Origin of the sequence: Streptomyces sp. NBC_01498 (assembly GCF_036327775.1) — a bacterium.
Classification (GTDB): domain Bacteria; phylum Actinomycetota; class Actinomycetes; order Streptomycetales; family Streptomycetaceae; genus Streptomyces.
In genome coordinates, this window is sequence record NZ_CP109598.1 from 4,441,055 (window position 1) to 4,462,771 (window position 21,717).

17 protein-coding genes, 1 tRNA gene and 1 riboswitch are annotated in these 21,717 nt (G+C 71.6%); of the genes, 12 read left to right on the forward strand and 6 right to left on the reverse strand.

Annotation, left to right across the window (positions count from 1 at the left end; translation table 11 throughout):
- Window positions 1-18 precede the first annotated feature (18 nt).
- From OG875_RS19060 to OG875_RS19095, 8 genes are all read left to right on the forward strand, one after another.
- Window positions 19-996, forward strand: a complete 978-nt coding sequence (locus OG875_RS19060) for a transglycosylase family protein (RefSeq protein WP_330175431.1) — start codon at window positions 19-21, stop codon at window positions 994-996.
- 255 nt (window positions 997-1,251) lie between these two features.
- Window positions 1,252-1,433: riboswitch (cyclic di-AMP (ydaO/yuaA leader) on the forward strand.
- A 3-nt stretch (window positions 1,434-1,436) separates the two neighbouring features.
- The gene (locus tag OG875_RS19065; protein WP_330175432.1) at window positions 1,437-2,129 is read left to right on the forward strand and encodes a transglycosylase family protein; all 693 of its coding nucleotides are present in this window, start codon (window positions 1,437-1,439) and stop codon (window positions 2,127-2,129) included.
- 509 nt (window positions 2,130-2,638) lie between these two features.
- Window positions 2,639-3,919, forward strand: a complete 1,281-nt coding sequence (eno, locus tag OG875_RS19070; protein WP_330175433.1) for a phosphopyruvate hydratase — start codon at window positions 2,639-2,641, stop codon at window positions 3,917-3,919.
- 281 nt (window positions 3,920-4,200) lie between these two features.
- Entirely contained in the window at window positions 4,201-4,674 is a 474-nt protein-coding gene (locus OG875_RS19075) for an FtsB family cell division protein (protein WP_330175434.1), read from the forward strand.
- A 22-nt stretch (window positions 4,675-4,696) separates the two neighbouring features.
- On the forward strand, window positions 4,697-5,323 hold the full coding sequence (locus OG875_RS19080) for a DUF501 domain-containing protein (protein ID WP_330175435.1): 627 nt from the start codon (window positions 4,697-4,699) through the stop codon (window positions 5,321-5,323).
- Complete coding sequence (locus tag OG875_RS19085) at window positions 5,320-6,264, forward strand: Ppx/GppA phosphatase family protein (RefSeq protein ID WP_330175436.1); 945 nt, start codon at window positions 5,320-5,322, stop codon at window positions 6,262-6,264. Before OG875_RS19080 ends, OG875_RS19085 begins: the two co-directional genes overlap by 4 nt.
- A 634-nt stretch (window positions 6,265-6,898) precedes the next feature.
- On the forward strand, window positions 6,899-8,335 hold the full coding sequence (locus OG875_RS19090) for an NAD(P)/FAD-dependent oxidoreductase (RefSeq protein WP_330175437.1): 1,437 nt from the start codon (window positions 6,899-6,901) through the stop codon (window positions 8,333-8,335).
- 341 nt (window positions 8,336-8,676) lie between these two features.
- A complete protein-coding gene (locus tag OG875_RS19095) occupies window positions 8,677-9,975 on the forward strand; it encodes a cyclopropane-fatty-acyl-phospholipid synthase family protein (protein ID WP_330175438.1) in 1,299 nt (432 codons plus the stop codon).
- 192 nt (window positions 9,976-10,167) lie between these two features.
- Here OG875_RS19095 and OG875_RS19100 read toward each other — a convergent pair whose 3' ends face one another.
- Both OG875_RS19100 and OG875_RS19105 read right to left on the reverse strand, forming a co-directional pair.
- A complete protein-coding gene (locus OG875_RS19100; RefSeq protein ID WP_330175439.1) occupies window positions 10,168-12,711 on the reverse strand; it encodes an ABC transporter permease in 2,544 nt (847 codons plus the stop codon).
- A 241-nt stretch (window positions 12,712-12,952) separates the two neighbouring features.
- Window positions 12,953-13,711 carry an ABC transporter ATP-binding protein gene (locus tag OG875_RS19105; protein WP_330177805.1) on the reverse strand — a complete coding sequence of 253 codons (759 nt, stop codon included), beginning with the start codon at window positions 13,709-13,711 and terminating at the stop codon, window positions 12,953-12,955.
- Between the two features lie 445 nt (window positions 13,712-14,156).
- On the opposite strand from OG875_RS19105, the gene OG875_RS19110 reads away from it, so the two are divergent.
- Window positions 14,157-14,240: transfer RNA gene (locus OG875_RS19110), tRNA-Leu, on the forward strand.
- Window positions 14,241-14,663: 423 nt separating this feature from the next.
- On the forward strand, window positions 14,664-15,548 hold the full coding sequence (locus OG875_RS19115; protein WP_330175440.1) for a Bax inhibitor-1/YccA family protein: 885 nt from the start codon (window positions 14,664-14,666) through the stop codon (window positions 15,546-15,548).
- 90 nt (window positions 15,549-15,638) lie between these two features.
- On the opposite strand, the gene OG875_RS19120 is transcribed toward OG875_RS19115, so the two are convergent.
- Entirely contained in the window at window positions 15,639-15,869 is a 231-nt protein-coding gene (locus OG875_RS19120) for a DUF4287 domain-containing protein (RefSeq protein WP_330175441.1), read from the reverse strand.
- A gap of 103 nt (window positions 15,870-15,972) precedes the next feature.
- Between OG875_RS19120 and OG875_RS19125 the strand changes: the two genes are divergently transcribed.
- Entirely contained in the window at window positions 15,973-16,305 is a 333-nt protein-coding gene (locus OG875_RS19125; protein WP_330175442.1) for a hypothetical protein, read from the forward strand.
- Here the strand turns inward: OG875_RS19125 and OG875_RS19130 are convergent.
- The 3 genes from OG875_RS19130 to OG875_RS19140 form a co-directional block, all read right to left on the reverse strand.
- A complete protein-coding gene (locus OG875_RS19130) occupies window positions 16,289-17,365 on the reverse strand; it encodes a hypothetical protein (RefSeq protein ID WP_330175443.1) in 1,077 nt (358 codons plus the stop codon). The genes OG875_RS19125 and OG875_RS19130 overlap by 17 nt on opposite strands.
- A gap of 246 nt (window positions 17,366-17,611) precedes the next feature.
- Entirely contained in the window at window positions 17,612-18,832 is a 1,221-nt protein-coding gene (locus OG875_RS19135) for an acetyl-CoA C-acetyltransferase (RefSeq protein WP_330175444.1), read from the reverse strand.
- Between the two features lie 196 nt (window positions 18,833-19,028).
- Window positions 19,029-20,126, reverse strand: coding sequence for an SGNH/GDSL hydrolase family protein (locus OG875_RS19140; RefSeq protein WP_330177806.1), 1,098 nt, complete (start codon window positions 20,124-20,126; stop codon window positions 19,029-19,031).
- Window positions 20,127-20,298: 172 nt separating this feature from the next.
- Between OG875_RS19140 and OG875_RS19145 the strand changes: the two genes are divergently transcribed.
- Window positions 20,299-21,708, forward strand: a complete 1,410-nt coding sequence (locus tag OG875_RS19145; protein WP_330175445.1) for a cystathionine beta-synthase — start codon at window positions 20,299-20,301, stop codon at window positions 21,706-21,708.
- Window positions 21,709-21,717: the final 9 nt, after the last annotated feature.

The window sequence follows — 21,717 nt, forward strand, 5'->3', positions numbered from 1 at the left end:
CTCACGGAAGGCAACCGCATGCGCTCCGGGAACGGTCGGCACCGTCGGCCCCGTCAGGCCCCCGCCCTCATCGTCGCGGCAGGGGTGACCGGCTCGGCGATCGCCATCCCGCTGCTCGGCGCGAGTGGCGCGAGCGCGGCGGAGGCGTCCACCTGGGACCGCGTCGCCGACTGCGAGAGCGGCGGTATGTGGAGCGCGGACCTCGGAAACGGGTACTACGGCGGGCTCCAGATAGCCCAGGAGACCTGGACCGACTTCGGCGGTACGGCGTACGCCCCCACGGCCGACCAGGCCAGTCGCAGCCAGCAGATCGCCGTCGCCGAGAGAATCCTGGCCGAGCAGGGCCCCGCCGCCTGGCCTACCTGCGCGCTGATCACCGGACTCGCCGCGGACGCCGGGACGACGCCGGACAGCGAGCCTTCCGAAGGTTCCTCCGAGGAGACCGCGCAGGCCGCGGAGGCCGAGGACACCGCGCCGGGCGAGGAGGCCGAGCTGCCCGCCGCTCCCGAGGAGGTGCCCCCGTACGGCCAGTTCGGCCGTGACTCCGCCCTCGGTACGGACGAGCCCGCCGAGGAGCCGTCCGTCCGGCCCAGCACCGAGGCCGCCACCGGTACCGGCAAGCACCGGGGCGCGCCCGCCCCCGAGGCCGACGCGAGCACCGGGCCCGGCGCGTCGGCCGGCACGGATCCGGACGCGGGCGTCGATGCCGGGGACGCGGACGAGTCTCTCGAAGCGGGTGCGTCGGGTGCGTCGGGTGCCGAGCGGGCCTCGCGGGACGAAGGTTCGGCGCGCGAAGGCGCCGCCGCCGAGGGCCAGGGTGCCGAGGGCGGCGCGTACACCGTCCGTTCCGGCGACAGCCTGTGGACCATCGCCGACGAGCAGAAGGTCGACGGCGGCTGGTCCGCGCTCTACGCCGCGAACCGTGAGGTCGTCGGCTCCGACGCCGATCTGATCCTGCCCGGCCAGAGCCTCGATCTGGCCCTGGAACAGGGGTAGTTAAGACCTTTATGTCCGCATCTGTGCAAGTGAGACAAGCATCTCTTTGCCCGCATTGATGTGATCCGCCCGCCCACGCGCCCGGCTTCCGCCCCACCTGCGTAAACGGAGTTTCTCCTGGGGCGGGATGGGCGAATCATCCCGGATGTTCCTCCTTTGAACATCCGGGATGCCTGTGATTACGGTCTGAACCGCTCGCACCGCGGGCACCGTCGACCGTCACGCCGAATCCTGCCGTCGGTCGGGGGGAACACGTCGCGTCAAGCGCCGTAGGCAGGAGCGGGGGACCCACAGGTAGGCGCCGACCGCACACGCGGCCGGCTCGGGGTGGAGCCGTGTGCGGGGAGACAGCAGGACGTCTCCCCCGATCGCACGGCCGGGCAACTCACTTGGCCCGAACCCGACAGCTCACCTCGCAGGCGTCGGTGAGGAGATCTCGCATGCTGTTTTCCAGCAAGTCCGGCAAGGCCAAGCACCGCCGTCAGTCCAAGGCCGGCCGTTACGCCACACTCGCCGGCATCACCGGCGCGGCCGTCGCCATCCCGCTGATGGCCACCACCTCCGCCTCCGCCGCGACCACCTCCGAGTGGGACACCGTCGCCCAGTGCGAGTCCGGCGGCAACTGGTCCATCAACACGGGCAACGGGTACTACGGCGGGCTCCAGTTCTCCGCCTCCACCTGGGCCGCGTACGGCGGCAACGCCTTCGCGTCCAGCGCCGACCGGGCCACGAAGTCCCAGCAGATACAGATCGCCGAGAAGGTCCTGGCCGGCCAGGGCAAGGGTGCCTGGCCGAGCTGTGGCGTGGGCCTGTCCAACGCCGCCAACGACGCCGGCTCCGACGAGGCCGCCCCGGCCGACCCGGGTCAGCAGCAGGCCGCCCCGCAGGAGCAGCCCGCCCCGCAGCGGTCCGCGCCGCGCGCCGAGCAGGAGCAGCCCGCCTCGCGCGACACGACCCGTGGTCCGATCAAGAAGGGCGACGGCGAATACAAGGTCAAGGCCGGCGACACCCTCTCCAAGATCGCCGAGACCAAGAAGGTCGAAGGCGGCTGGAAGAAGCTCTTCGAGCTGAACAAGGACATCGTCGAGAACGCCGACGAGATCTTCCCGGGTCAGCAGCTCCACCTGAGCTGATCCCTTCCCTCCCGAGCCCCGGCCGGCACGCCCCACTCCCCCCGGGGTGCGCGCCGCACCGGGGCTCGGGCCCGTCGTACGGGACGGCGGCAAGGGCCCCGAAGGCCCCGAGGTCCGGACGGCGTCCGGGTCCGAACGGCGTCCGGGTCCGGACAGCGCCGGGTCCGTACGGCGCCCCGCCGCCCGGCCCGCGCGACCGTGCCCCCGGCCCGCCCGGCCTCGACGCTGTACGACGCCGCCCAACTGCGAACCTGCCCCCCGGCCGCCGCGCAACTGCGGCACCGCCCGAGCGCCCGAGCGCGCCACCGTACGGGTCCCAGCCGCCCCGGAGGCCCCAGCCCCGAACCCCGCCCCGCCGACCGACATTTCATGGCCGAACGGTCAATCGGGACTCTTTTCGTCCCAGCGGGCGGGCATCTGCCGACCGCCGCACGGGAGCCGGTTAGGCTCATGCCGCAAGGCCACCGAGGCCCTGCACTCCACGCGTCACATCCCAGAAGGAGATGCTCGTGCCGTCCATCGACGTCGTCGTAGCCCGGGAAATCCTTGACTCCCGAGGCAACCCCACGGTCGAGGTCGAGGTCGGCCTCGACGACGGCAGCACCGGCCGTGCTGCTGTCCCCTCCGGTGCGTCCACCGGTGCGTTCGAGGCCCTCGAGCTCCGCGACGGTGACCAGAACCGCTACCAGGGCAAGGGCGTCGAGAAGGCGGTCCTCGCCGTCATCGAGCAGATCGGCCCGGAGCTGGTCGGCTACGACGCCACCGAGCAGCGCCTCATCGACCAGGCGATGTTCGACCTGGACGCCACGCCCGACAAGTCCTCGCTCGGCGCCAACGCCATCCTCGGTGTCTCGCTGGCCGTGGCGCACGCCGCCTCCGAGGCGTCGGACCTGCCGCTGTTCCGCTACCTGGGCGGCCCGAACGCGCACCTGCTGCCCGTGCCGATGATGAACATCCTCAACGGCGGGTCGCACGCCGACTCCAACGTGGACATCCAGGAGTTCATGATCGCGCCCATCGGCGCCGAGTCGTTCTCCGAGGCCCTGCGCTGGGGCGCCGAGGTCTACCACACGCTGAAGAAGGTCCTGAAGGAGAAGGGGCTCTCCACCGGCCTCGGCGACGAGGGCGGCTTCGCGCCGAACCTGGACTCCAACCGCGCCGCGCTCGACCTGATCCTCGTGGCCATCAAGGAAGCCGGTTACGCCCCCGGCAAGGACATCGCGCTCGCGCTGGACGTCGCGGCCTCCGAGTTCTACAAGGACGGCTCGTACGAGTTCGAGGGCAAGTCCCGCTCGGCCGCCGAGATGACCGACTACTACGAGGAGCTCGTCGCCGCGTACCCGCTGGTCTCCATCGAGGACCCGCTGTTCGAGGACGACTGGGCCGGCTGGAAGGCGCTCAACGACAAGCTGGGCGCCAAGGTCCAGATCGTCGGCGACGACCTGTTCGTCACCAACCCCGAGCGCCTGGCCCGTGGCATCGAGGAGGGCTCGGCCAACGCCCTGCTCGTCAAGGTCAACCAGATCGGTTCGCTGACCGAGACGCTGGACGCCGTCGAGCTGGCGCAGCGCAGCGGCTTCAAGTGCATGATGTCGCACCGCTCCGGCGAGACCGAGGACGTCACGATCGCCGACCTGGCCGTCGCCACCAACTGCGGTCAGATCAAGACCGGCGCCCCGGCCCGCTCCGAGCGCGTCGCCAAGTACAACCAGCTGCTGCGCATCGAGGAGATCCTCGACGACGCGGCGGTGTACGCGGGCCGCAGCGCGTTCCCCCGCTTCAAGGACTGACCTCCGCCGCTCCGAGCCGGCCTTCGGTGCTCCGGTGCTTCGGGGCTGACCGGACAGCCCGTCGTGCGGCCGTCCCCGGCCACGGTCCCGTACCGTGTCCGGGGACGTACGCGCGTACCGGGCCCGGCGCCGCGACCGGATCGGAAACGTGACCGGGACCGGCACCGGGCGGTACGGCATACGCAGGACAGAGGTACGAGGGTCCGCTCGGTCTCTGCGGGATCCGAGGACGATCCGACGGATCCGAGGGTGATCCACGGATCTGAGGGAGAGGCGGGACCATGGCCGCGAACCGGGACCGGTTCTCCACCGCGACCAGGATCAGGATTCTGGGCGAGCAGACCGCCGCCCGTGTCTACCGCTCGCAGACCCGCCGACAGGCGCGCCGCTCCCGGCTCACCGGGCGCGCGGCCTTCCTCGTCCTGGTCGTCTGCTCGCTGATCGTGGCGCTCGCCTACCCGATGCGGCAGTACGTGTCCCAGCGCGGCGACATCGCCGAGCAGGAACGGCTGACCCGCGAGGCGGCGCACCGGGTCGAGGAGCTGCGCGACGAGAAGGCGCGCCTCCAGGACGACGCGTACGTCCAGCGGCTGGCGCGCGAGCACCTGCACTACGTGATGCCGGGGGAGACCGGTTACGTCATGACCGACCCCCGCGCGGCCGAGGAGCGCCGCACCGACCAGGGCGCGTCCGACCGGCCCTGGTACTCCAATCTTCTGGACGGCGTCGACAGCGCCGACCGGACGGACAGATAACCACCGAGGAACCGACGCAGGCATGGACACGCCCCCTCCGCAGACCGAACGCACCGAGCCCACCGAGGCGGACGTCGACGCGTTCCGGCAACAGCTCGGCCGCCCCCCGCGCGGTCTGCGCGCCATCGCACACCGCTGCCCCTGCGGGCAGCCCGACGTGGTGGAGACCGCGCCGCGCCTCCCGGACGGCACGCCGTTCCCGACGCTCTACTACCTGACGTGCCCGCGCGCGGCCTCGGCGATCGGCACGCTGGAGGCGAACGGGGTCATGAAGGAGATGACCGAACGCCTCGCCGCCGAACCGGAGTTGGCCGCCGCGTACCGCAAGGCCCACGAGGACTACCTCGGGCGCCGGGACGCGATCGAACTGCTGGCGAACTTCCCCAGCGCCGGCGGGATGCCGGACCGGGTGAAGTGCCTGCACGTGCTGGTCGGCCACTCGCTGGCGGCGGGCCCCGGGGTGAACCCGCTGGGCGACGAGGCACTGGCGATGCTGCCCGAGTGGTGGCGCAAGGGACCCTGTGTGATCCCGTTCACAAACGACGCGACGGCGCCCACCGGTGACGGGATCGCGTCCGCCGGTGACGGTCCGGCCGGGGACGGGACCGCGCCCGCCCGTGACGGCTCCGCCGAGGGGGACGCCGCGTGACCAGGGTCGCGGCCGTCGACTGCGGCACCAACTCCATCCGCCTCCTGGTCGCCGACGCCGACCCGGCCACCGGCCAACTGGTCGACCTCGACCGGCGGATGACGATCGTCCGGCTCGGCCAGGACGTCGACCGCACGGGCCGGCTCGCCCCCGAGGCGCTGGAACGCACCTTCGCGGCCTGCCGCGCGTACGCGGAGATCATCCGGGACCACGGGGTGGACCCGGCGCGGACCCGGTTCGTGGCCACCTCCGCGTCGCGCGACGCGGAGAACCGGGACGAGTTCGTGCGGGGCGTCCTCGGCATCCTCGGCGTCGAACCCGAAGTGATCACCGGTGACCGGGAGGCCGCGTTCTCCTTCACCGGCGCCACCAGGGAACTGACCGGCCGCACCGACCTGACCACGCCCTACCTGGTCGTGGACATCGGCGGCGGCTCCACGGAGTTCGTCGTGGGGGACGAGCGGGTCACGGCCGCGCGTTCGGTCGACATCGGCTGCGTACGGCTGACCGAACGGCACCGGCCGGGCAGCCCGGCCACCCCCGCCGACATCGCCGCCCTCCGCGCGGACATCGACGCCGCGCTCGACACGGCGGCGGCCACCGTCCCGCTCACCGAGGCCCGCACCCTGGTCGGCCTCGCCGGCTCGGTCGCCACGGTCGCGGGGATCGCCCTGGACCTGCCCGCGTACGACTCGGCGGCGATCCACCACTCCCGGATCCCCTTCGAGCGGGTCCGCGAGATCACCACCACGCTCCTTTCCTCCACCCACGAGGAACGGGCCGCGATCCCCGTGATGCACCCGGGCCGGGTCGACGTCATCGGCGCGGGCGCCCTGATCCTCCTGACGATCATGGAACGCACGGGCGCGAAGGAGGTCGTGGTGAGCGAACACGACATCCTGGACGGCATCGCCTGGCACGCGGCGGAGGAACGGGAGTAGCACGCCGGCGACGACGTGCTCCCGTATCCGGATACTGCGGCGGACGTCGCGACGCTCGCCCACTCCGACGACGAGGACGACGAGGACGACGAGCCAGCCGTCCAGGACCTGAGCGCTCGGGGGCGCGCGTCGTCCCGGCAGCGCGTGCTCGACGGCATCGCCCGCACCGTCGTCCGAGCCGGATGGTCCCCCCTCGTCCGAGCGGGTGAACGAGCCCCGTCCCAGGCCCCGTTCCGGGCCCGTTCCCGGTGTCTCCGGAGGTCTTTACCGGGGTTTTACGGGGGGTCCGCACGGCGTCCGGAACGAAGTTCGTGAAGTTCTTCACAAGAGAAACCGCCGGGTTGGACGCACATCACTGCCCGGACGCCCCCGGGGCCGCTCCGGCACCCCCGTACGGCCGGTCAACGGGCCGTGCCGGGTGCGTTGCGGGGGTGTGAACAGGTCGGCGGGCCGCCGCTGGGAAACGTCTCAAGGGCCAGCTCACAGGGGGTGCGGACGGTGTCGCGGCGATCCCCGGGCGCGCCCTTCGGGCGGCCCTTCCGGAAAGCGGGCCGCGCAGTGTAGCAGAGGTGTGAGGGGTGCTTGTGAAGGGGCTCACGAGCACCCCCTCCACACCAGGTGGATACTCGATGGCATGAGCACCACGGAGCGTCCCAGGATCCTTGTCGTAGGCGGAGGGTACGTCGGCCTGTACGCGGCTCGTCGCATTCTGAAGAAGATGCGCTACGGCGAGGCGACGGTCACCGTCGTCGACCCCCGCTCGTACATGACGTACCAGCCCTTCCTCCCCGAAGCAGCCGCCGGGAACATCTCGCCCCGCCACGTCGTCGTCCCGCTGCGACGCGTGCTGCCGAAGGCCGAGGTGCTCACCGGTCGCGTCACGACCATCGACCAGGACCGCAAGGTCGCCACCGTCTCGCCGCTCGTCGGTGAGGCGTACGAGCTGCCCTTCGACTACCTGGTCGTCGCGCTCGGCGCCGTGTCCCGGACCTTCCCGATCCCCGGCCTCGCCGAGCAGGGCATCGGCATGAAGGGCATCGAGGAGGCCATCGGTCTCCGCAACCACGTGCTCGAACAGCTCGACAAGGCCGACTCCACCACCGACGAGGACGTCCGCCGCAAGGCGCTCACCTTCGTCTTCGTCGGCGGCGGCTTCGCGGGCGCGGAGACCGTCGGCGAGATCGAGGACCTGGCGCGCGACGCCGCGAAGTACTACACGAGCGTCAAGCGCGAGGACATGCGCTTCCTGCTGGTCGACGTCGCCGACAAGATCCTCCCCGAGGTCGGCCCGAAGCTGGGCACCTGGGGCAAGGAGCACCTGGAGAGCCGGGGCGTCGAGGTCTACCTCAAGACCGGCATGGACTCCTGCGTCGACGGCCGCGTCGTGCTGGGCAACGGCCTGGAGGTCGACTCCCACACGATCGTGTGGACCGCGGGCGTCAAGCCCAACCCGGCGCTCGCCCGCTACGGTCTGCCGCTCGGCCCGCGCGGTCACGTCGACACCGACGCCAAGCTCCAGGTCCGCGGCACCGGCCACGTCTGGGCCGCCGGCGACAACGCCCAGGTCCCCGACATGGCCGCCCGCCGCGCCGGTGTCGAGAACGCCTGGTGCCCGCCCAACGCCCAGCACGCGCTGCGCCAGTCGAAGGTCCTCGGCGACAACGTGATCTCCGCGCTGCGCGGCTTCCCGCAGCAGGAGTACAGCCACGCCAACAAGGGCGCGGTCGCCGGTCTCGGCATGCACAAGGGCGTCGCGATGATCGTCGTCGGCAAGCTGAAGATCAAGTTCCGTGGGCGCCTCGCCTGGTACATGCACCGCGGCTACCACGGCATGGCGATGCCGACCTGGAACCGCAAGATCCGGGTCTTCGCCGACTGGACGCTCTCCGCGTTCCTCAAGCGCGAGGTCGTCTCGCTCGGTGCGATGGAGACCCCGCGCGAGGAGTTCTACGAGGCGGCCAAGCCCGCCCCGGCGCACCAGGGCGCGGCCGGCCCGGCTTCCGCGTCGGACGACCGGTCCGGCTCGGAGCAGGTCAAGGCCGAGGCCGGTGCACGGGTGAGGGCTTCCTGACCCCGTCCTCCGGCGCGGTCAGGGCTTCCTGACCCGCCCCCGGCGCGCGCGGCGAGCTGCGCGCGCCCCCCGACGACCCGAAAGGGCCGCCCGCCATCCGTGGTGCGGGCGGCCCTTTCGCGTGCGCCGGGCGCTGATGGTGGGTACGTCATGTCACACAAGGGGCGCGAAGCAGTCGATTTGACCACAAAATGCGTGGCCAGTGCAGCTATTTTGCCCACCCATTGCGTGCCACCGGGACTGCGCCACCACCCCGGCGGCGTTCACGAGTCAGCTGAGCATTTCTGGGACCCGCACTCCGGGGCCCGTTCCGGGATCCACCCCTCACGGAGGTGTGCGCCATGGCCGATGCCGCACTGCGGCTGAGCACTCTTGCCGAGGAACTGCTGGGAGCCCCGCTCCCCGTACGTGTCCGGGCCTGGGACGGCAGCGAGTCCGGCCCGCCGGACGGACCCACCGTCGTCGTCCGGCACCGCCGGGCCCTGCGCCGGCTGCTCTGGAAGCCGGGCGAGCTGGGCCTGGCCCGCGCCTGGGTGGCCGGCGAGATCGACATCGACGGCGATCTGTACGCCGCGCTCGAAGGGATCGCCGGACTCGTCTGGGAACGCGATCCCGACCCCGGCGCCAAGGAGTCCGTACACCCGCTGCTCGACCCCCGGATGCGCGCCGCCGCCAAGGGCATCGTGGAGATCGCCGGGCCCTGGCCGCCGCCCCCGCCGCCCCCGGAGGAGGTACGGCGCAGAACCGGCGCCCTGCACACCAGACACCGCGACAGAGCCGCGATCAGCCACCACTACGACGTCGGCAACGACTTCTACGCGATGGTCCTCGGACCGTCCATGGTCTACTCCTGCGCCTACTTCGCCGAGCCCGGCGCCACACTGGAGGACGCCCAGCGCGACAAGCTCGACCTGGTCTGCCGCAAGCTCGGACTGACGGAGGGCGACCGGCTGCTCGACGTCGGCTGCGGCTGGGGCTCCATGGCCATCCACGCGGCGCGCGAGTACGGCGCACAGGTCACCGGCGTCACACTCTCCCGCGAGCAGGCCGCCTTCGCGCGCAAGCGCATCGCCGAGGAGGGCCTCACCGACCGGATCGAGATCCGCATCCAGGACTACCGGGACGTCAGGGACGGCCCGTACGACGCGATCTCCTCCATCGGCATGGCCGAACACGTCGGCTCGGTCCGCTACCGCGAGTACGCCGACGACCTCTTCGCGCTCCTCAAGCCCGGCGGCCGGCTGCTCAACCACCAGATCGCCCGGCGCCCGGCGCACGACGAGTCCGACTACCGCATCGACGACTTCATCGACGCGTACGTCTTCCCGGACGGCGAACTGGCCCCGCTCGGCCGCACGGTGGGCACCCTGGAGGAGGCGGGCTTCGAGGCCCGGGACGTCGAATCCCTGCGCGAGCACTACGCGCTGACGCTCCGTCACTGGGTGCGGAATCTGGAGCGGCACTGGCCCGAGGCGGTACGGGCCACCTCACCCGGCCGGGCCCGGGTCTGGCGGCTCTACATGGCCGCGTCGGCGCTGGCCTTCGAACGCAACAGGATCGGCGTCAACCAGATCCTGGCGGTACGGCCCCCCGACACGGGCAGCTCCGGCCTCCCGCTGCGGACCCGCACCTGGCACTGAGCGGGCACCCCGGGCGGCACGGGGGCAGGGTGGCATGGGGGCCGTAGGACGTACGGCCCCCTCCGCAGCACGTACGGCCCCGCCCACCACCCACAGCGGCCCTCCGTCGCACGGCGAAGGGGCCCGCGTCCACGAGGACGCGGGCCCCTTCGCCCCACCACCGCGCGCACCGGGCGCGGGGCGGCCCCGGACTCACTCCGTCTTGATCGCCGTCAGCATGTTCAGCCGCGCCGCGCTCCGCGCCGGCCAGAGCGCGGCCAGCACCCCCACCAGCCCGGCGAGCAGCAGGAAGATCCCGATCCGGTCCCACGGCAGCACCAGTTCGTACGACGGGATCGAGGACCGGATGGTCTCGCCGACCGCCCAGGCCAGGAACGCGCCCAGCCCGACACCGATCAGCGCGCCGAAGACCGAGATCACCACCGCCTCCAGCCGGATCATGCGCTTGACCCGCCGCCGGTCCAGGCCGATCGCCCGGAGCATGCCGATCTCCTGCTGGCGCTCGAAGACGGACATGGCGAGGGTGTTGACGACGCCGAGCACCGCGATGATCAGGGCCATGCCCAGCAGGCCGTACATGATGTTCAGCGCGGTGTTGATCATGCCGCCGAACATGTTCCGGATGTCCTGCTGGTCGGCGACCGTGATGGCCGGGTTGTCGCCCAGCGCGTCGATCAGGGCCTTCTCGTTGGCCTCGGTCGCACCGCCCGCCATCGACACGAACACCTGGCCCGTGTGCGGCTTCTCCTCGTGCGGGTCCAGCAGAGCCGTGGAGATCAGGGTCGGAGAGGCGAACTCGTTGGGCTCGTAGGTGGCGCCGATCGTCAGCCGGGCCTTCGTGTCGTCCAGGTAGGTGACGGTCACGGTGTCCCCGGTCTTCCAGCCGCGGGACTTCGCCGTGTCCGAGGCCACCGCGATCGCGTCGCCCTTGAGCGTGTCCAGCGACCCGGTCACGGTCTTCAGGGTGAGCACCCGCTCGATGTCCCCGGGGGTCACTCCCGAGGCGAAGCTGTCCTTGCCGTCGATGCTCAGGTACACCGACCGCTGCGGGGACACGGCGCTGACGCCCGGTGCCTTCTCCAGAGCCGGGACCACCGACTCGTCCAGACCGCCGCCGCTGGCCATCGTGACCATGTAGTCGGCGCTGATGTGGTCCGTGGTCATCCTGTCGATGGCCTGGCCGAGCGTGACACCGATGATGGTGAGGCCGGTGACCAGCGTGAGGCCGATGGCCAGCGCGGACGCGGTGGCACCCGTACGGCGCGGGTTGCGTACCGCGTTCTGCCCGGCGAGCTTGCCCGCGACGCCCCACAGCCGGTTCAGCAGCGGCTGTACGAGGGCGATGACCGGCCGGGACAGCAGCGGGATCAGCACGATGATGCCGACCAGGGAGAAGAAGGCACCGCCGCCGACCAGCAGCCGGCCGTTGTCCCCGGCGGCCGAGGCGCCCGCGACGATCAGGGCGGCGCCGAGGAGCGTGAGCACCGCGCCGATGGAGTTGCGCAGGACGAGCGACTTCATGGTGGCCACCGCGTGCACACTGCTCATCGCGGCGACCGGCGGGATCTTCGCGGCCCGGCGGGCGGGCAGCCAGGCGGCGATGAGGGTGATCACCACGCCGACCCCGAACGCGGCGGCCACGGCGACCGGCGAGATCACCAGCGGTCCGGCGGGCACCCGCGCCCCGAAGGAGCTCATGGCCGAGCGCAGCGCGACGGCGAGGCCGATTCCGAGGACGAAGCCGACGGCGGACGCGAAGAGGCCCACGAGCAGCGCCTCGATCATCACCGAGCGCTTGACCTGGCGGCGCGAGGCGCCGACGGCGCGCAGCAGGGCCAGTTCCTTGGTGCGCTGGGCGACGAGCATGGTGAAGGTGTTGGAGATCAGGAAGATCCCGACGAAGAGCGCGACGGCCGCGAAGGCGAGCAGCATCTGGTTGATGCCGCTGAGCTGGCTCTCTATCTGTTCGGCCTGCTCCTTGGCGAGTTGGTCGCCGGTCCGGGCGTCGGCGTTCTCCGGCAGCAGCGGTTCGACGGCGCCGAGGATCCGCGTCCCGGAGGCGCCGGGTGCGGCCGTGACGGTCGCGTCCGTGAAGAAGCCCGGCTCCAGATAGAGCTTCTGGGCGACCGAGGTCTCGAAGAGGACCAGGCTGCCGCCCGCGTTGACCTGTCCGTCCTCGGTGGTGAAGATCCCGGAGAGGGTGTACTCCTTCACCGGTCCGTTGGTGGAGACCCTGACCCGGTCACCGACCGCGTACTCGCCCCGGGTGGCCGTGGACCGGTCGAGCGCGACCTGGTCGGGCTCGACGGGCCCCGTGCCGTCGGTGAAGTCGTGCGCGGGGTCCTTTCCGTCCTTGCCGGGGGCGTAGTTGGTGCCGCTGTTGGACCAGCCGTCCCCGATGAGCCTGCCGTCCGGGTCGGCCACCCCGGCGAAGCCACTGACCCGCCCGGTGACGGAGGCGACGCCGTCGAGGGCGGCGATCCGGTCCAGGGTCTCGGGCCGGAGGCCGGGGTCCTCCTTCTTGTCGTCGGAGCGCGCGGTCCCGGGGCCGGAGGCGGAGATGGCGACGGCCACGTCCTTGTAGCTCTTGGCCGACTGTTTGTTGAAGGCGTTGCCGAGGGTGTCGGTGAAGACCAGGGTGCCGGAGACGAAGGCCACGCCGAGCATGACGGCGAGCACGGTCATCAGCAGCCGGGCCTTGTGCGCGAGCACGGTGCGCAGGGCGGTACGGAACATGGTGGGAGTCCAGGTGAAGTGGGCAGGGCGAACGGGCGGCGGGGCCCCGGGAGGGCGCGGCCGTGGAGGGCGGTGCCTGGGTGTCGCGTGGTGTCGCGTGGGTCGGGACGTGGGTGTCGGGTCGGGCCGGTACGGCCGGCGCGGGGCCGGTCGGGTGCCGGGTGCCTGGCGGCGGGCCGTACGCCGGGTTGTCGGGCGCCGGCTCGTACGCGCGGCCGTCAGGGGTGCCGGGCGGTGGGCGTCAGCTCGTACGGCCCTTGGCGTCGAACGCCTTCATCCGGTCGAGCACCCCGTCCGCGGACGGGTCCCGCATCTCGTCGACGATCCGGCCGTCGGCGAGGAAGATCACCCGGTCCGCGTACGAGGCGGCGACCGGGTCGTGCGTCACCATGACGACGGTCTGACCCAGCTCCCGAACGGAATTACGCATGAAGCCCAGCACCTCCGCGCCGGCCCGGGAGTCGAGGTTTCCGGTCGGCTCGTCGCCGAAGATGATCTCGGGGCGGGAGGCCAGCGCGCGGGCGACGGCCACGCGCTGCTGCTGGCCGCCGGAGAGCGCGGCGGGGCGGTGGTGGAGCCGGTCCTTGAGGCCGATCATCGTGATCACCTCGTCGAGCCACCGCTGGTCGGGTTTGCGGCCCGCGATGTCCATGGGGAGGGTGATGTTCTCCAGGGCCGTCAGGGTCGGCAGCAGGTTGAACGCCTGGAAGATGAAGCCGATCTTGTCCCGGCGGAGCTGGGTGAGCTGCTTGTCCTTGAGCGTGCCCAGCTCGGTCTCGCCGATCCGAACCGAACCGGCGCTGAAGCTGTCGAGACCGGCCACACAGTGCATGAGGGTCGACTTGCCGGACCCGGACGGGCCCATGATCGCGGTGAACTCACCCTGCCGGAAGTCGACGCTGACCTGGTCCAGGGCGACCACCTGCGTCTCGCCCTGCCCGTAGACCTTGGACAGGCCGGAGGCGTGGGCCGCCACGGCGTGGGCGCGGAGGAGGGGCATGGTCGTCACGGGAGGGCTCCTTCGAGGAGGTACGGCGTGTGGTGCGGTGGATGGAACTCATCCTCCCGACCGCCCGGCCGCCGGTCGTCACTCCTCATGCCCGTTCCGGGGGCCCTCTCCGGTCGGACCGCGCGACTGCTCCGTACTCCTCCGGGATGACTCCGACCCCGACTCCCGTCAACCTGACGTCTCTCTGTCACACGATCGACTGCCGCGAGCAAACCGTGTGCGGGGAGTGGCGAATAGTGGACAGAGAGCGGCGAGTTTCCGTCATATCCCAAGGTCCGGATCAAGACCTTCGTCCTGCTTCCGGCATGTGCCGATGGCGTGTTACCAGGGCTGACACTCCCTCAGGTGCCAATAAAATCAGACAGGATGGACCAGAGCGCTCGGCCGTCCGGGGGTCCTCCCGGATAGGCTCGTGAGCCGACGCGGAGCCGCGTACGCCCGGATGGTGGAATGCAGACACGGCGAGCTTAAACCTCGCTGCCCCAAATGGGGCGTACCGGTTCAAGTCCGGTTCCGGGCACACTCTCTGAACCCGCGCTGACCTGCGACGATCGATTCTCCCCTGATTTCTTGCCTCTGAGGCACAGTTCTGCTGAAACGTCTCTGCGCATCGCCACGATCGGTCAACTGGATTGAAAAGTAAAGCTTTTGACGCAGAGTCAGTTCCAGGAGTCGATGAATCCGCAGCTCAGACCCCTTGAACGGCTTGTCGAGTGCGCGTCAATCCCCGGATTTCCGGTCCCGCGCGAGGCGTCGGCGCGAGCCCCTCGGAGGGGGCGGAACGGACCTCCCGGGGGCACCCGCGAGCCCCCCGGCGGACGCGGTGCGCGGGCCCCCGCGTCACGATCGTGGAAAGATCCTCCTGGGGCACTAGGGTGTTCCCTTTGCTCCCCTATTACTCTTGTGCCAAGGCCGCGCAAGGTGGCCGCCATGGAGGAGTGAGATGAGGAGCAGCAACCCGGTCTTCTCGCGACGGGGCTTCAGCCGCGACAACGGCCAAGCGGGCTTCAACGCGGCGCCGCAGGCCGGGGGCCCCGCCGTAGGTACGCAGAATCCGTACGCGACCAACCCGTACGCCACCAACCCCTACGCCCCGCAGACGGACGGCCAGTTCGGCGCCGGGCCGCAGGCGCCCGCCCGCGCCGGGGTCATGACGATCGACGACGTCGTGACGCGCACCGCGTCCACGCTCGGCACGGTCGTCCTCACCGCCGTCCTCGCCTGGGTCCTGCTCCCGGTGGACCAGGACAACCTCGGCAAGTCCTACGGCATCGCCATCGGCGCGGCCCTGGTCGCCTTGGTCCTGGCCCTGGTGCAGTCCTTCAAGCGCAAGCCGACCCCGGCGCTGATCCTGGCCTACGCGGCCTTCGAGGGCGTCTTCCTCGGCGTGATCAGCAACACGGTCAGCACGTACCTGTCGCCGGGCGTCGTCGTCCAGGCCGTGATGGGCACCATGGCGGTCTTCGCCGGCGTGCTGATCGCGTACAAGATGCGCTGGATCCGGGTCACCCGCCGCTTCTACGGCTTCGTGATGGCCGCGGCGATGGGCTTCGTGCTCCTCATGGCCGCCAACCTGCTGTTCAGCGTCTTCGGCGGCGGTGACGGCCTCGGCTTCCGCAGCGGCGGCCTCGGCATCCTCTTCGGCGTGATCGGCATCATCCTCGGCGCGTGCTTCCTGGCGCTCGACTTCAAGCAGGTCGAGGACGGCGTGACGTACGGCGCGCCCCGCGAGGAGTCCTGGATGGCGGCCTTCGGCCTCACCATGACCCTGGTCTGGATCTACCTGGAGATGCTGCGGCTCTTCTCGATCCTGAGCGGCAACGACTAGCGGTGACGGCCGCCGGTTGTGCGGCGTTACGGCGGAGGGGTCCGCGGGCAGCAGCCCGCGGGCCCCTTCCGTCGTCTCCGCGCGTCGGGGTCAGCCGAAGCGGCGGGCCGCCCGCCTCAGGTCGTGCTCGTGGATGATCGCCTTGGCGTGCCCGTACGCGAGCTCGTGCTCGCCGCGCAGCCAGGCGACCTTCTCGTCGAAGCGCACGAGGGCCGGGCCCTCGTCGACCGTGCGGAGCCAGTCGGAGACTTCGCGGCCGGTGCGGTCGGGGATACGGGACAACAGGTTGCGGTGGGTCTCTTCGGAGAAGACAAGGGACATCGGCGCCTCCGGACGCTGCTTCGCGCGTACTGGTCCTTCACGTCACCGTGCCCGAGCGTTGGCCCGTTGGCAACAGTCCCGGAAGGGCGCGTAGGGTCGCGGCGTGCTTGATACGACGCGTCTGACCGCCGCCGCGGACCGATTCGCGGACCGGCTCCGGGCGGCCCCGCAGAGTGCGCTCCGGCGCGGGGCCGCGGCCGAGGGGCTGGCCCTGGCCAGGGAACTGTCCGCGACGGCCCAGCGTCTCGAAGCCCCGGAGGGCGCCCCGCCGGCCCCGCCGAGGATCATGCCGGACGCCGGCGCGTTCGCCGTCGCCGATCAACTCGCCGTCGCCGTCGGGGACCTGACGGAGGCACTGCGAACGGCCCCGTCCGCGGCGGAGCTGGACGAGGCCGTGAGAGCGGTGGAGCGGGCCGCGGCTAGAGCGAGGCTATGACCCGGTCGGCGAGTACGTAGATGTGGTCGCCGGCGGTGTCGTCCTCCGTCGCACCGGGGCCGGCCGTACCGGGCCCGTCGCCCGTACTGGCGGCGACACCGCTGGAGAACGTGAGGGCGTACGCCCCCGAGACGCCCGAGCCGCCCAGCAGGAACGGCGTACCGCCGTCGCGCAGCGCGCCCGCCAGGCGTTCGGCGGTCTCGCGGTGGCCCGGCGTCATGCAGAGCGTCGTACCGTCCGTGAAGACGTACACGTCGAGCGTGCCCAGCGGGCCGGGGCGGACGTCGGCGAGCGCGGTCCGGGCGCCGGCCAGCTCCTCCAGCCGCGCGACGGTGCGCTCGTGGTCGGTGATCACGGGCGTACGGACCGGGACGAAGTCCGGGTGCGACGGGTGCCGGCGGCGGGCGGCGGCCAGCTCGGGGGAGTCCTCGGCGTACTCACCGACCTCACTCACCTCACTGACCTCGCTCAGGTCCGGCAGCGCGCCCAGGCCGGCGCGGGTGTCGGGGTGCTCGTCCAGGTCCTCGTACGCGGCGGGGTCGCCCGCGTCCGGCTCGCCGTGCTCGCGCAGCCCGGCGAGTTCCGCCAGTTCCGCGAGGTCGTCGTAGTCCTCCTCCACCGCGCGGCGGGCCCGGTCGGCCCGGTCGAGGGCGTCGAGGTCCAGCGACTCCAGACCCACGAAGTCGGCCTGGCGCGGCACGTAGAACATCCCGTCGTCGCCGCCGGAGCCGGGGCCGCCGAAGCCGCCCAGCAGTGACGGCGCGTCGGAGGCGTCGCGGGCCTCCTGCGCGGCCCAGAAGGCACGCGCCTCGGCGAGCTCCCGCTCGCGCTCCTCGGCCAGGGCCTCGGCCACGGCCAGCCGGATGTCCTCGGTGGAGGTGGCGGCCGGTGCCGGTTCGGCGGAGCGGGCCTGCGGTACGGCGACCGGGCCGGCCTCGTTGGCCAGGGACAGTTCGCCGCGCAGGGCGGTGACCTCTCGTCGCAGCCCATGAGCGGCGTGCAGGGCGGCGACGCCCACGGCGGTCGCGGCGGCCGTGGTGAGCAGCAGGGCAAGAGACATGGCGCTCACTGACTTACTCCCGGTCTTCAATGGTCCCCCGACTTCCTACCTCAGCGTGTCGTGGGGGGCGCGCACGTCGGCAGTGCATTACGTCATGAATTGGACGGGTCTTTGGACCTGCGGGCCGACGCCATTGCCGCCGTGACCAGGTTAAATGGGTCTCCCCCAGGAGGCGGGTCACATCCTGGGGGAGATTGCGTCACGACTGGGGATCGACGGGATTCGGCGCGGGGCGCCCGGGGCGGTTCAGCTGAGCCGCTCGATCACCATGGCCATGCCCTGACCACCGCCGACGCACATGGTCTCCAGGCCGAACTGCTTGTCGTGGAACTGGAGCCCGTTGATGAGCGTGCCGGTGATCCGCGCGCCCGTCATGCCGAAGGGGTGGCCGACGGCGATGGCGCCGCCGTTCACGTTCAGCCTGTCGAGGTCGACGCCGAGGCCCTGGTAGGAGGGGATGACCTGGGCGGCGAACGCCTCGTTGATCTCCACCAGGTCGATGTCGCCGATGCCCAGACCCGCGCGGCGCAGCGCCTGCTTGCTGGCCTCCACCGGGCCGTACCCCATGATCTCCGGCGAGAGCGCGGAGACACCCGTGGAGACGATCCGGGCGAGCGGGGTGACGCCCAGCTCCCGCGCCTTGGTGTCCGACATGATCACGAGGGCGGCGGCGCCGTCGTTGAGCGGGCAGCAGTTGCCCGCCGTGACCAGGCCGTCGGGGCGGAAGACGGGCTTGAGGCCCTGGGTGCCCTCCAGGGTGATGCCGGCGCGGGGGCCGTCGTCCTTGGCGACCACCGTGCCGTCGGGCGTGGTGACGGGGGTGATCTCGCGCTCCCAGAAGCCCTTCTTGATGGCTTCCTCGGCGAGATTCTGCGAGCGCACCCCGAACTCGTCCATCTCACGGCGGCTGATGCCCTTGAGCCGGGCCAGATTCTCGGCGGTCTGGCCCATCGCGATGTACGCGTCGGGGACCACGCCGTCCTCGCGCGGGTCGTGCCAGTCGGAGCCCTCGGAGGCGGCGACGGCGGCGGTACGGGCCTCCGCGTCGGCGAAGAGCGGGTTGTGCGTGCCGGGCATGCCGTCGCTGGAGCCGTTGACGGAGCGGGAGACCATCTCGACGCCGGCCGAGATGAAGACGTCGCCCTCGCCGGCCTTGATGGCGTGCAGCGCCATGCGGGAGGTCTGGAGCGAGGACGAGCAGTAACGGGTGATCGTGCAGCCGGGGAGATGGTCCATCCCCATCTGTACGGCGACGATCCGGCCCAGGTTGTGGCCCTGCTCGCCGCCGGGGAGACCGCAGCCGAGCATCAGGTCGTCGATGTCGCGCGGGTCCAGCTCGGGGATCTTGGCCAGCGCCGCCTGGATGATCGTGGCGGTCAGGTCGTCGGGCCGCAGCTCCTTCAGGGAGCCCTTGAAGGCCCGGCCGATGGGGGAGCGGGCGGCAGAGACGATCACGGCTTCGGGCATCACGGCTCCAGAGGGGCGGGTGCGGTACGGCGGGAGTGCCGTCTGGTGAAGTTACCCGCACGTACGGCCCGGGGTCACCCGGCCGCACGTGTGACGAGAACCGCAGCGTGCCACGCGGGAGCGTTCCTAAGCAAGCGCTCAGACACCGGTGGGCGGACCGGCCGGCGCGGTGCGGCGCCACGGCGGGGCGAGCGTCTCAGGTCCGGTCGGCCCGCTCCTTCGGCGGGTGCGGCGGTGGGGGCGGCCCGGCCGGTCCCGACCGCCCGGACCCCGCCTCCGTAGACCCGGTCTCCCCGGACCCCGCCTCCGCCGGGTCCGCCTCCGCCGGGTCCGCCTGGGCCGGCTCCGGGTCCGGGAGACGCCTGCGCCTGCGGTGCTTGAGCAGGGCCCACGGCGCCCGCGCGCCCGTGACCTCGGTGCCCGCCTCCGCCGCCGCCGCCGACGCGGCCTTCGCCACCGTCAGCATGTCCTCGTCCCGCGCGGCGTCCAGGTGGTCCGTCTCCGGCCACAGCCCCAGTACGGCGCAGAGCGTGGGCAGCACCGCCATCGCCGCCGTCGCGTACCCCTCCGCCGACGGGTGGTAGTTGTCGGCGCCGAACATCTCCCGGGGGTTCGCCGCGAACTCCGGCCCCAGCAGGTCGCCGAGCGAGACCGTACGGCTGCCCTGCTCGACCGCCACGATCGTCTGCGCCGCCGCGAGCTGCCGGCTCACCCGGCGGGCCACCCAGCGCAGCGGCTGGTAGACCGGCTCGATGGTGCCCAGATCCGGACAGGTGCCGACGACGACCTCCGCGCCCGCCGTCCGCAGCCGCCGGACCGCCGCCGCGAGATACCGCACCGAGGCGGTGGCCGCCATCCGGTGCGTGACGTCGTTCGCGCCGATCATGATCACGCAGACGTCCGGGGTCCGGAAGGTGTCCGAGAGCAGCAGCGTCACCTGGCGTTCCAGATCGTCCGACTGGGCCCCCGGCTGCGCCACGTTCCGCAGGTCCACCGGGCGCTCCGCCACCGCCGCGAGCCCCGAGGCGAGCAGCGCCCCCGGTGTCTGGCCGGCCCGCCGGACGCCCTGCCCGGCCGCCGTGGAGTCGCCGAGCATGCCCATCCGCAGGGGTTCCGTGTGCCCGTACGCCAGCCCGTACCAGCCGTTGCCCCGGGGCGGGACCGGTGCCGTACCGCCGCCGACCGACCGCTTCGCCAACTGCACCTCGGCGAGCAGGAGCCCCACCCCGGCCGCTCCGATCAGACCGACGCTCCCCCCGCCGAAGGCGGCGCCCGCCGCGATCCGTCGTGCCACCCTCGCTCTCGACACAGTCCGGGTCACCTCCCTGTAGCCGTACACGCGCTGTAGCGGTTCACACACCGCAATAAGACCAGGCAAGAGGTCATTGCCCCGTAACGGGTGTGGCCCAATCTCCCGCCGGGACGCATACGCTGGCCGGACCATCACGGAGACCCCGGAGACTACGGTGCAATTCCACGACTCGATGATCAGTCTGGTTGGCAATACCCCGCTGCTGAAGCTGGGCAAGGTGACCTCGGGCATTCAGGCGACCGTCCTGGCCAAGGTCGAATACTTCAATCCGGGCGGTTCGGTGAAGGACCGGATCGCCCTGCGCATGATCGAGGCCGCGGAGGAGAGCGGCGAACTGCGGCCCGGCGGCACCATCGTCGAACCGACGAGCGGCAACACCGGCGTCGGCCTGGCGATCGTGGCCCAGCAGAAGGGCTACCACTGCATCTTCGTGTGCCCCGACAAGGTCTCCACGGACAAGATCAACGTGCTGCGGGCGTACGGCGCGGACGTCGTCGTCTGCCCGACGGCGGTCGACCCCGACCACCCCGACTCGTACTACAACGTGTCCGACCGGCTGGTCCAGGAGACGCCGGGCGCCTGGAAGCCGGACCAGTACAGCAACCCGAACAACCCGCGCTCGCACTACGAGACCACCGGTCCCGAGCTGTGGGACCAGACGGACGGGCGGATCACCCACTTCGTCGCGGGCATCGGCACCGGCGGCACGATCTCCGGAACCGGCCGGTATCTGAAGGAGATCAGCGAGGGCCGCGTCACGGTCGTCGGCGCCGACCCCGAGGGCTCCGTCTACTCGGGCGGCTCCGGGCGTCCGTATCTGGTCGAGGGCGTCGGCGAGGACTTCTGGCCGAGCGCGTACGACCGGAACGTCACCGACGAGATCGTCGCCGTGTCCGACAAGGACTCCTTCCAGATGACGCGCCGCCTCGCCAAGGAGGAGGGCCTGCTCGTCGGCGGCTCCTGCGGCATGGCGGTCGTGGCGGCGCTGAAGGTCGCCGAGGGGCTCGGGCCGGACGACGTGGTGGTGGTCCTGCTGCCCGACAGCGGCCGGGGCTACCTCAGCAAGATCTTCAACGACGAGTGGATGAACGACTACGGGTTCCTGGAGCAGGGCGGGGACACCCCGCGCGTCGGTGACGTGCTGCGGTACAAGGAGGGCGGCGCCCTTCCCACGCTCGTGCACATGCACCCCGAGGAGACGGTCGGCGAGGCGATCGAGGTCCTGCGCGAGTACGGCGTCTCGCAGATGCCGATCGTGAAGCCCGGCGCCGGGCACCCCGACGTCATGGCAGCCGAGGTCATCGGCTCGGTCGTGGAACGCGACCTGCTCGACGCCCTGTTCGGCGGTCGCGCCTCCCTCGGCGACCCGCTGGACAAGCACATGTCGACCCCGCTGCCGCAGGTCGGATCGGGCGAGCCGGTGGCGGACCTGATGACGGCGCTCAGCGGCACCAACGCCGCCGCCGCGGCGATCGTGCTGGTGGAGGGCAAACCGACGGGTGTGGTGAGCCGTCAGGACCTGCTGGCGTTCCTCGCCAAGGACGCCAAGGACGCCCTCACGTAGACCCGTACG

Excerpts from the sequence above, each read along its gene's own strand:
- OG875_RS19100 (WP_330175439.1), bottom strand. The coding sequence starts at position 12,711 with ATGTTCCGTACCGCCCTGCGCACCGTGCTCGCGCACAAGGCCCGGCTG.
- OG875_RS19130 (WP_330175443.1), bottom strand. The coding sequence starts at position 17,365 with ATGTCTCTTGCCCTGCTGCTCACCACGGCCGCCGCGACCGCCGTGGGC.
- OG875_RS19105 (WP_330177805.1), bottom strand. The coding sequence starts at position 13,711 with ATGCCCCTCCTCCGCGCCCACGCCGTGGCGGCCCACGCCTCCGGCCTG.
- OG875_RS19075 (WP_330175434.1), top strand. The coding sequence starts at position 4,201 with ATGGCCGCGAACCGGGACCGGTTCTCCACCGCGACCAGGATCAGGATT.
- OG875_RS19065 (WP_330175432.1), top strand. The coding sequence starts at position 1,437 with ATGCTGTTTTCCAGCAAGTCCGGCAAGGCCAAGCACCGCCGTCAGTCC.
- OG875_RS19120 (WP_330175441.1), bottom strand. The coding sequence starts at position 15,869 with ATGTCCCTTGTCTTCTCCGAAGAGACCCACCGCAACCTGTTGTCCCGT.
- OG875_RS19060 (WP_330175431.1), top strand. The coding sequence starts at position 19 with ATGCGCTCCGGGAACGGTCGGCACCGTCGGCCCCGTCAGGCCCCCGCC.
- OG875_RS19115 (WP_330175440.1), top strand. The coding sequence starts at position 14,664 with ATGAGGAGCAGCAACCCGGTCTTCTCGCGACGGGGCTTCAGCCGCGAC.
- OG875_RS19090 (WP_330175437.1), top strand. The coding sequence starts at position 6,899 with ATGAGCACCACGGAGCGTCCCAGGATCCTTGTCGTAGGCGGAGGGTAC.
- OG875_RS19080 (WP_330175435.1), top strand. The coding sequence starts at position 4,697 with ATGGACACGCCCCCTCCGCAGACCGAACGCACCGAGCCCACCGAGGCG.
- OG875_RS19135 (WP_330175444.1), bottom strand. The coding sequence starts at position 18,832 with ATGCCCGAAGCCGTGATCGTCTCTGCCGCCCGCTCCCCCATCGGCCGG.
- OG875_RS19095 (WP_330175438.1), top strand. The coding sequence starts at position 8,677 with ATGGCCGATGCCGCACTGCGGCTGAGCACTCTTGCCGAGGAACTGCTG.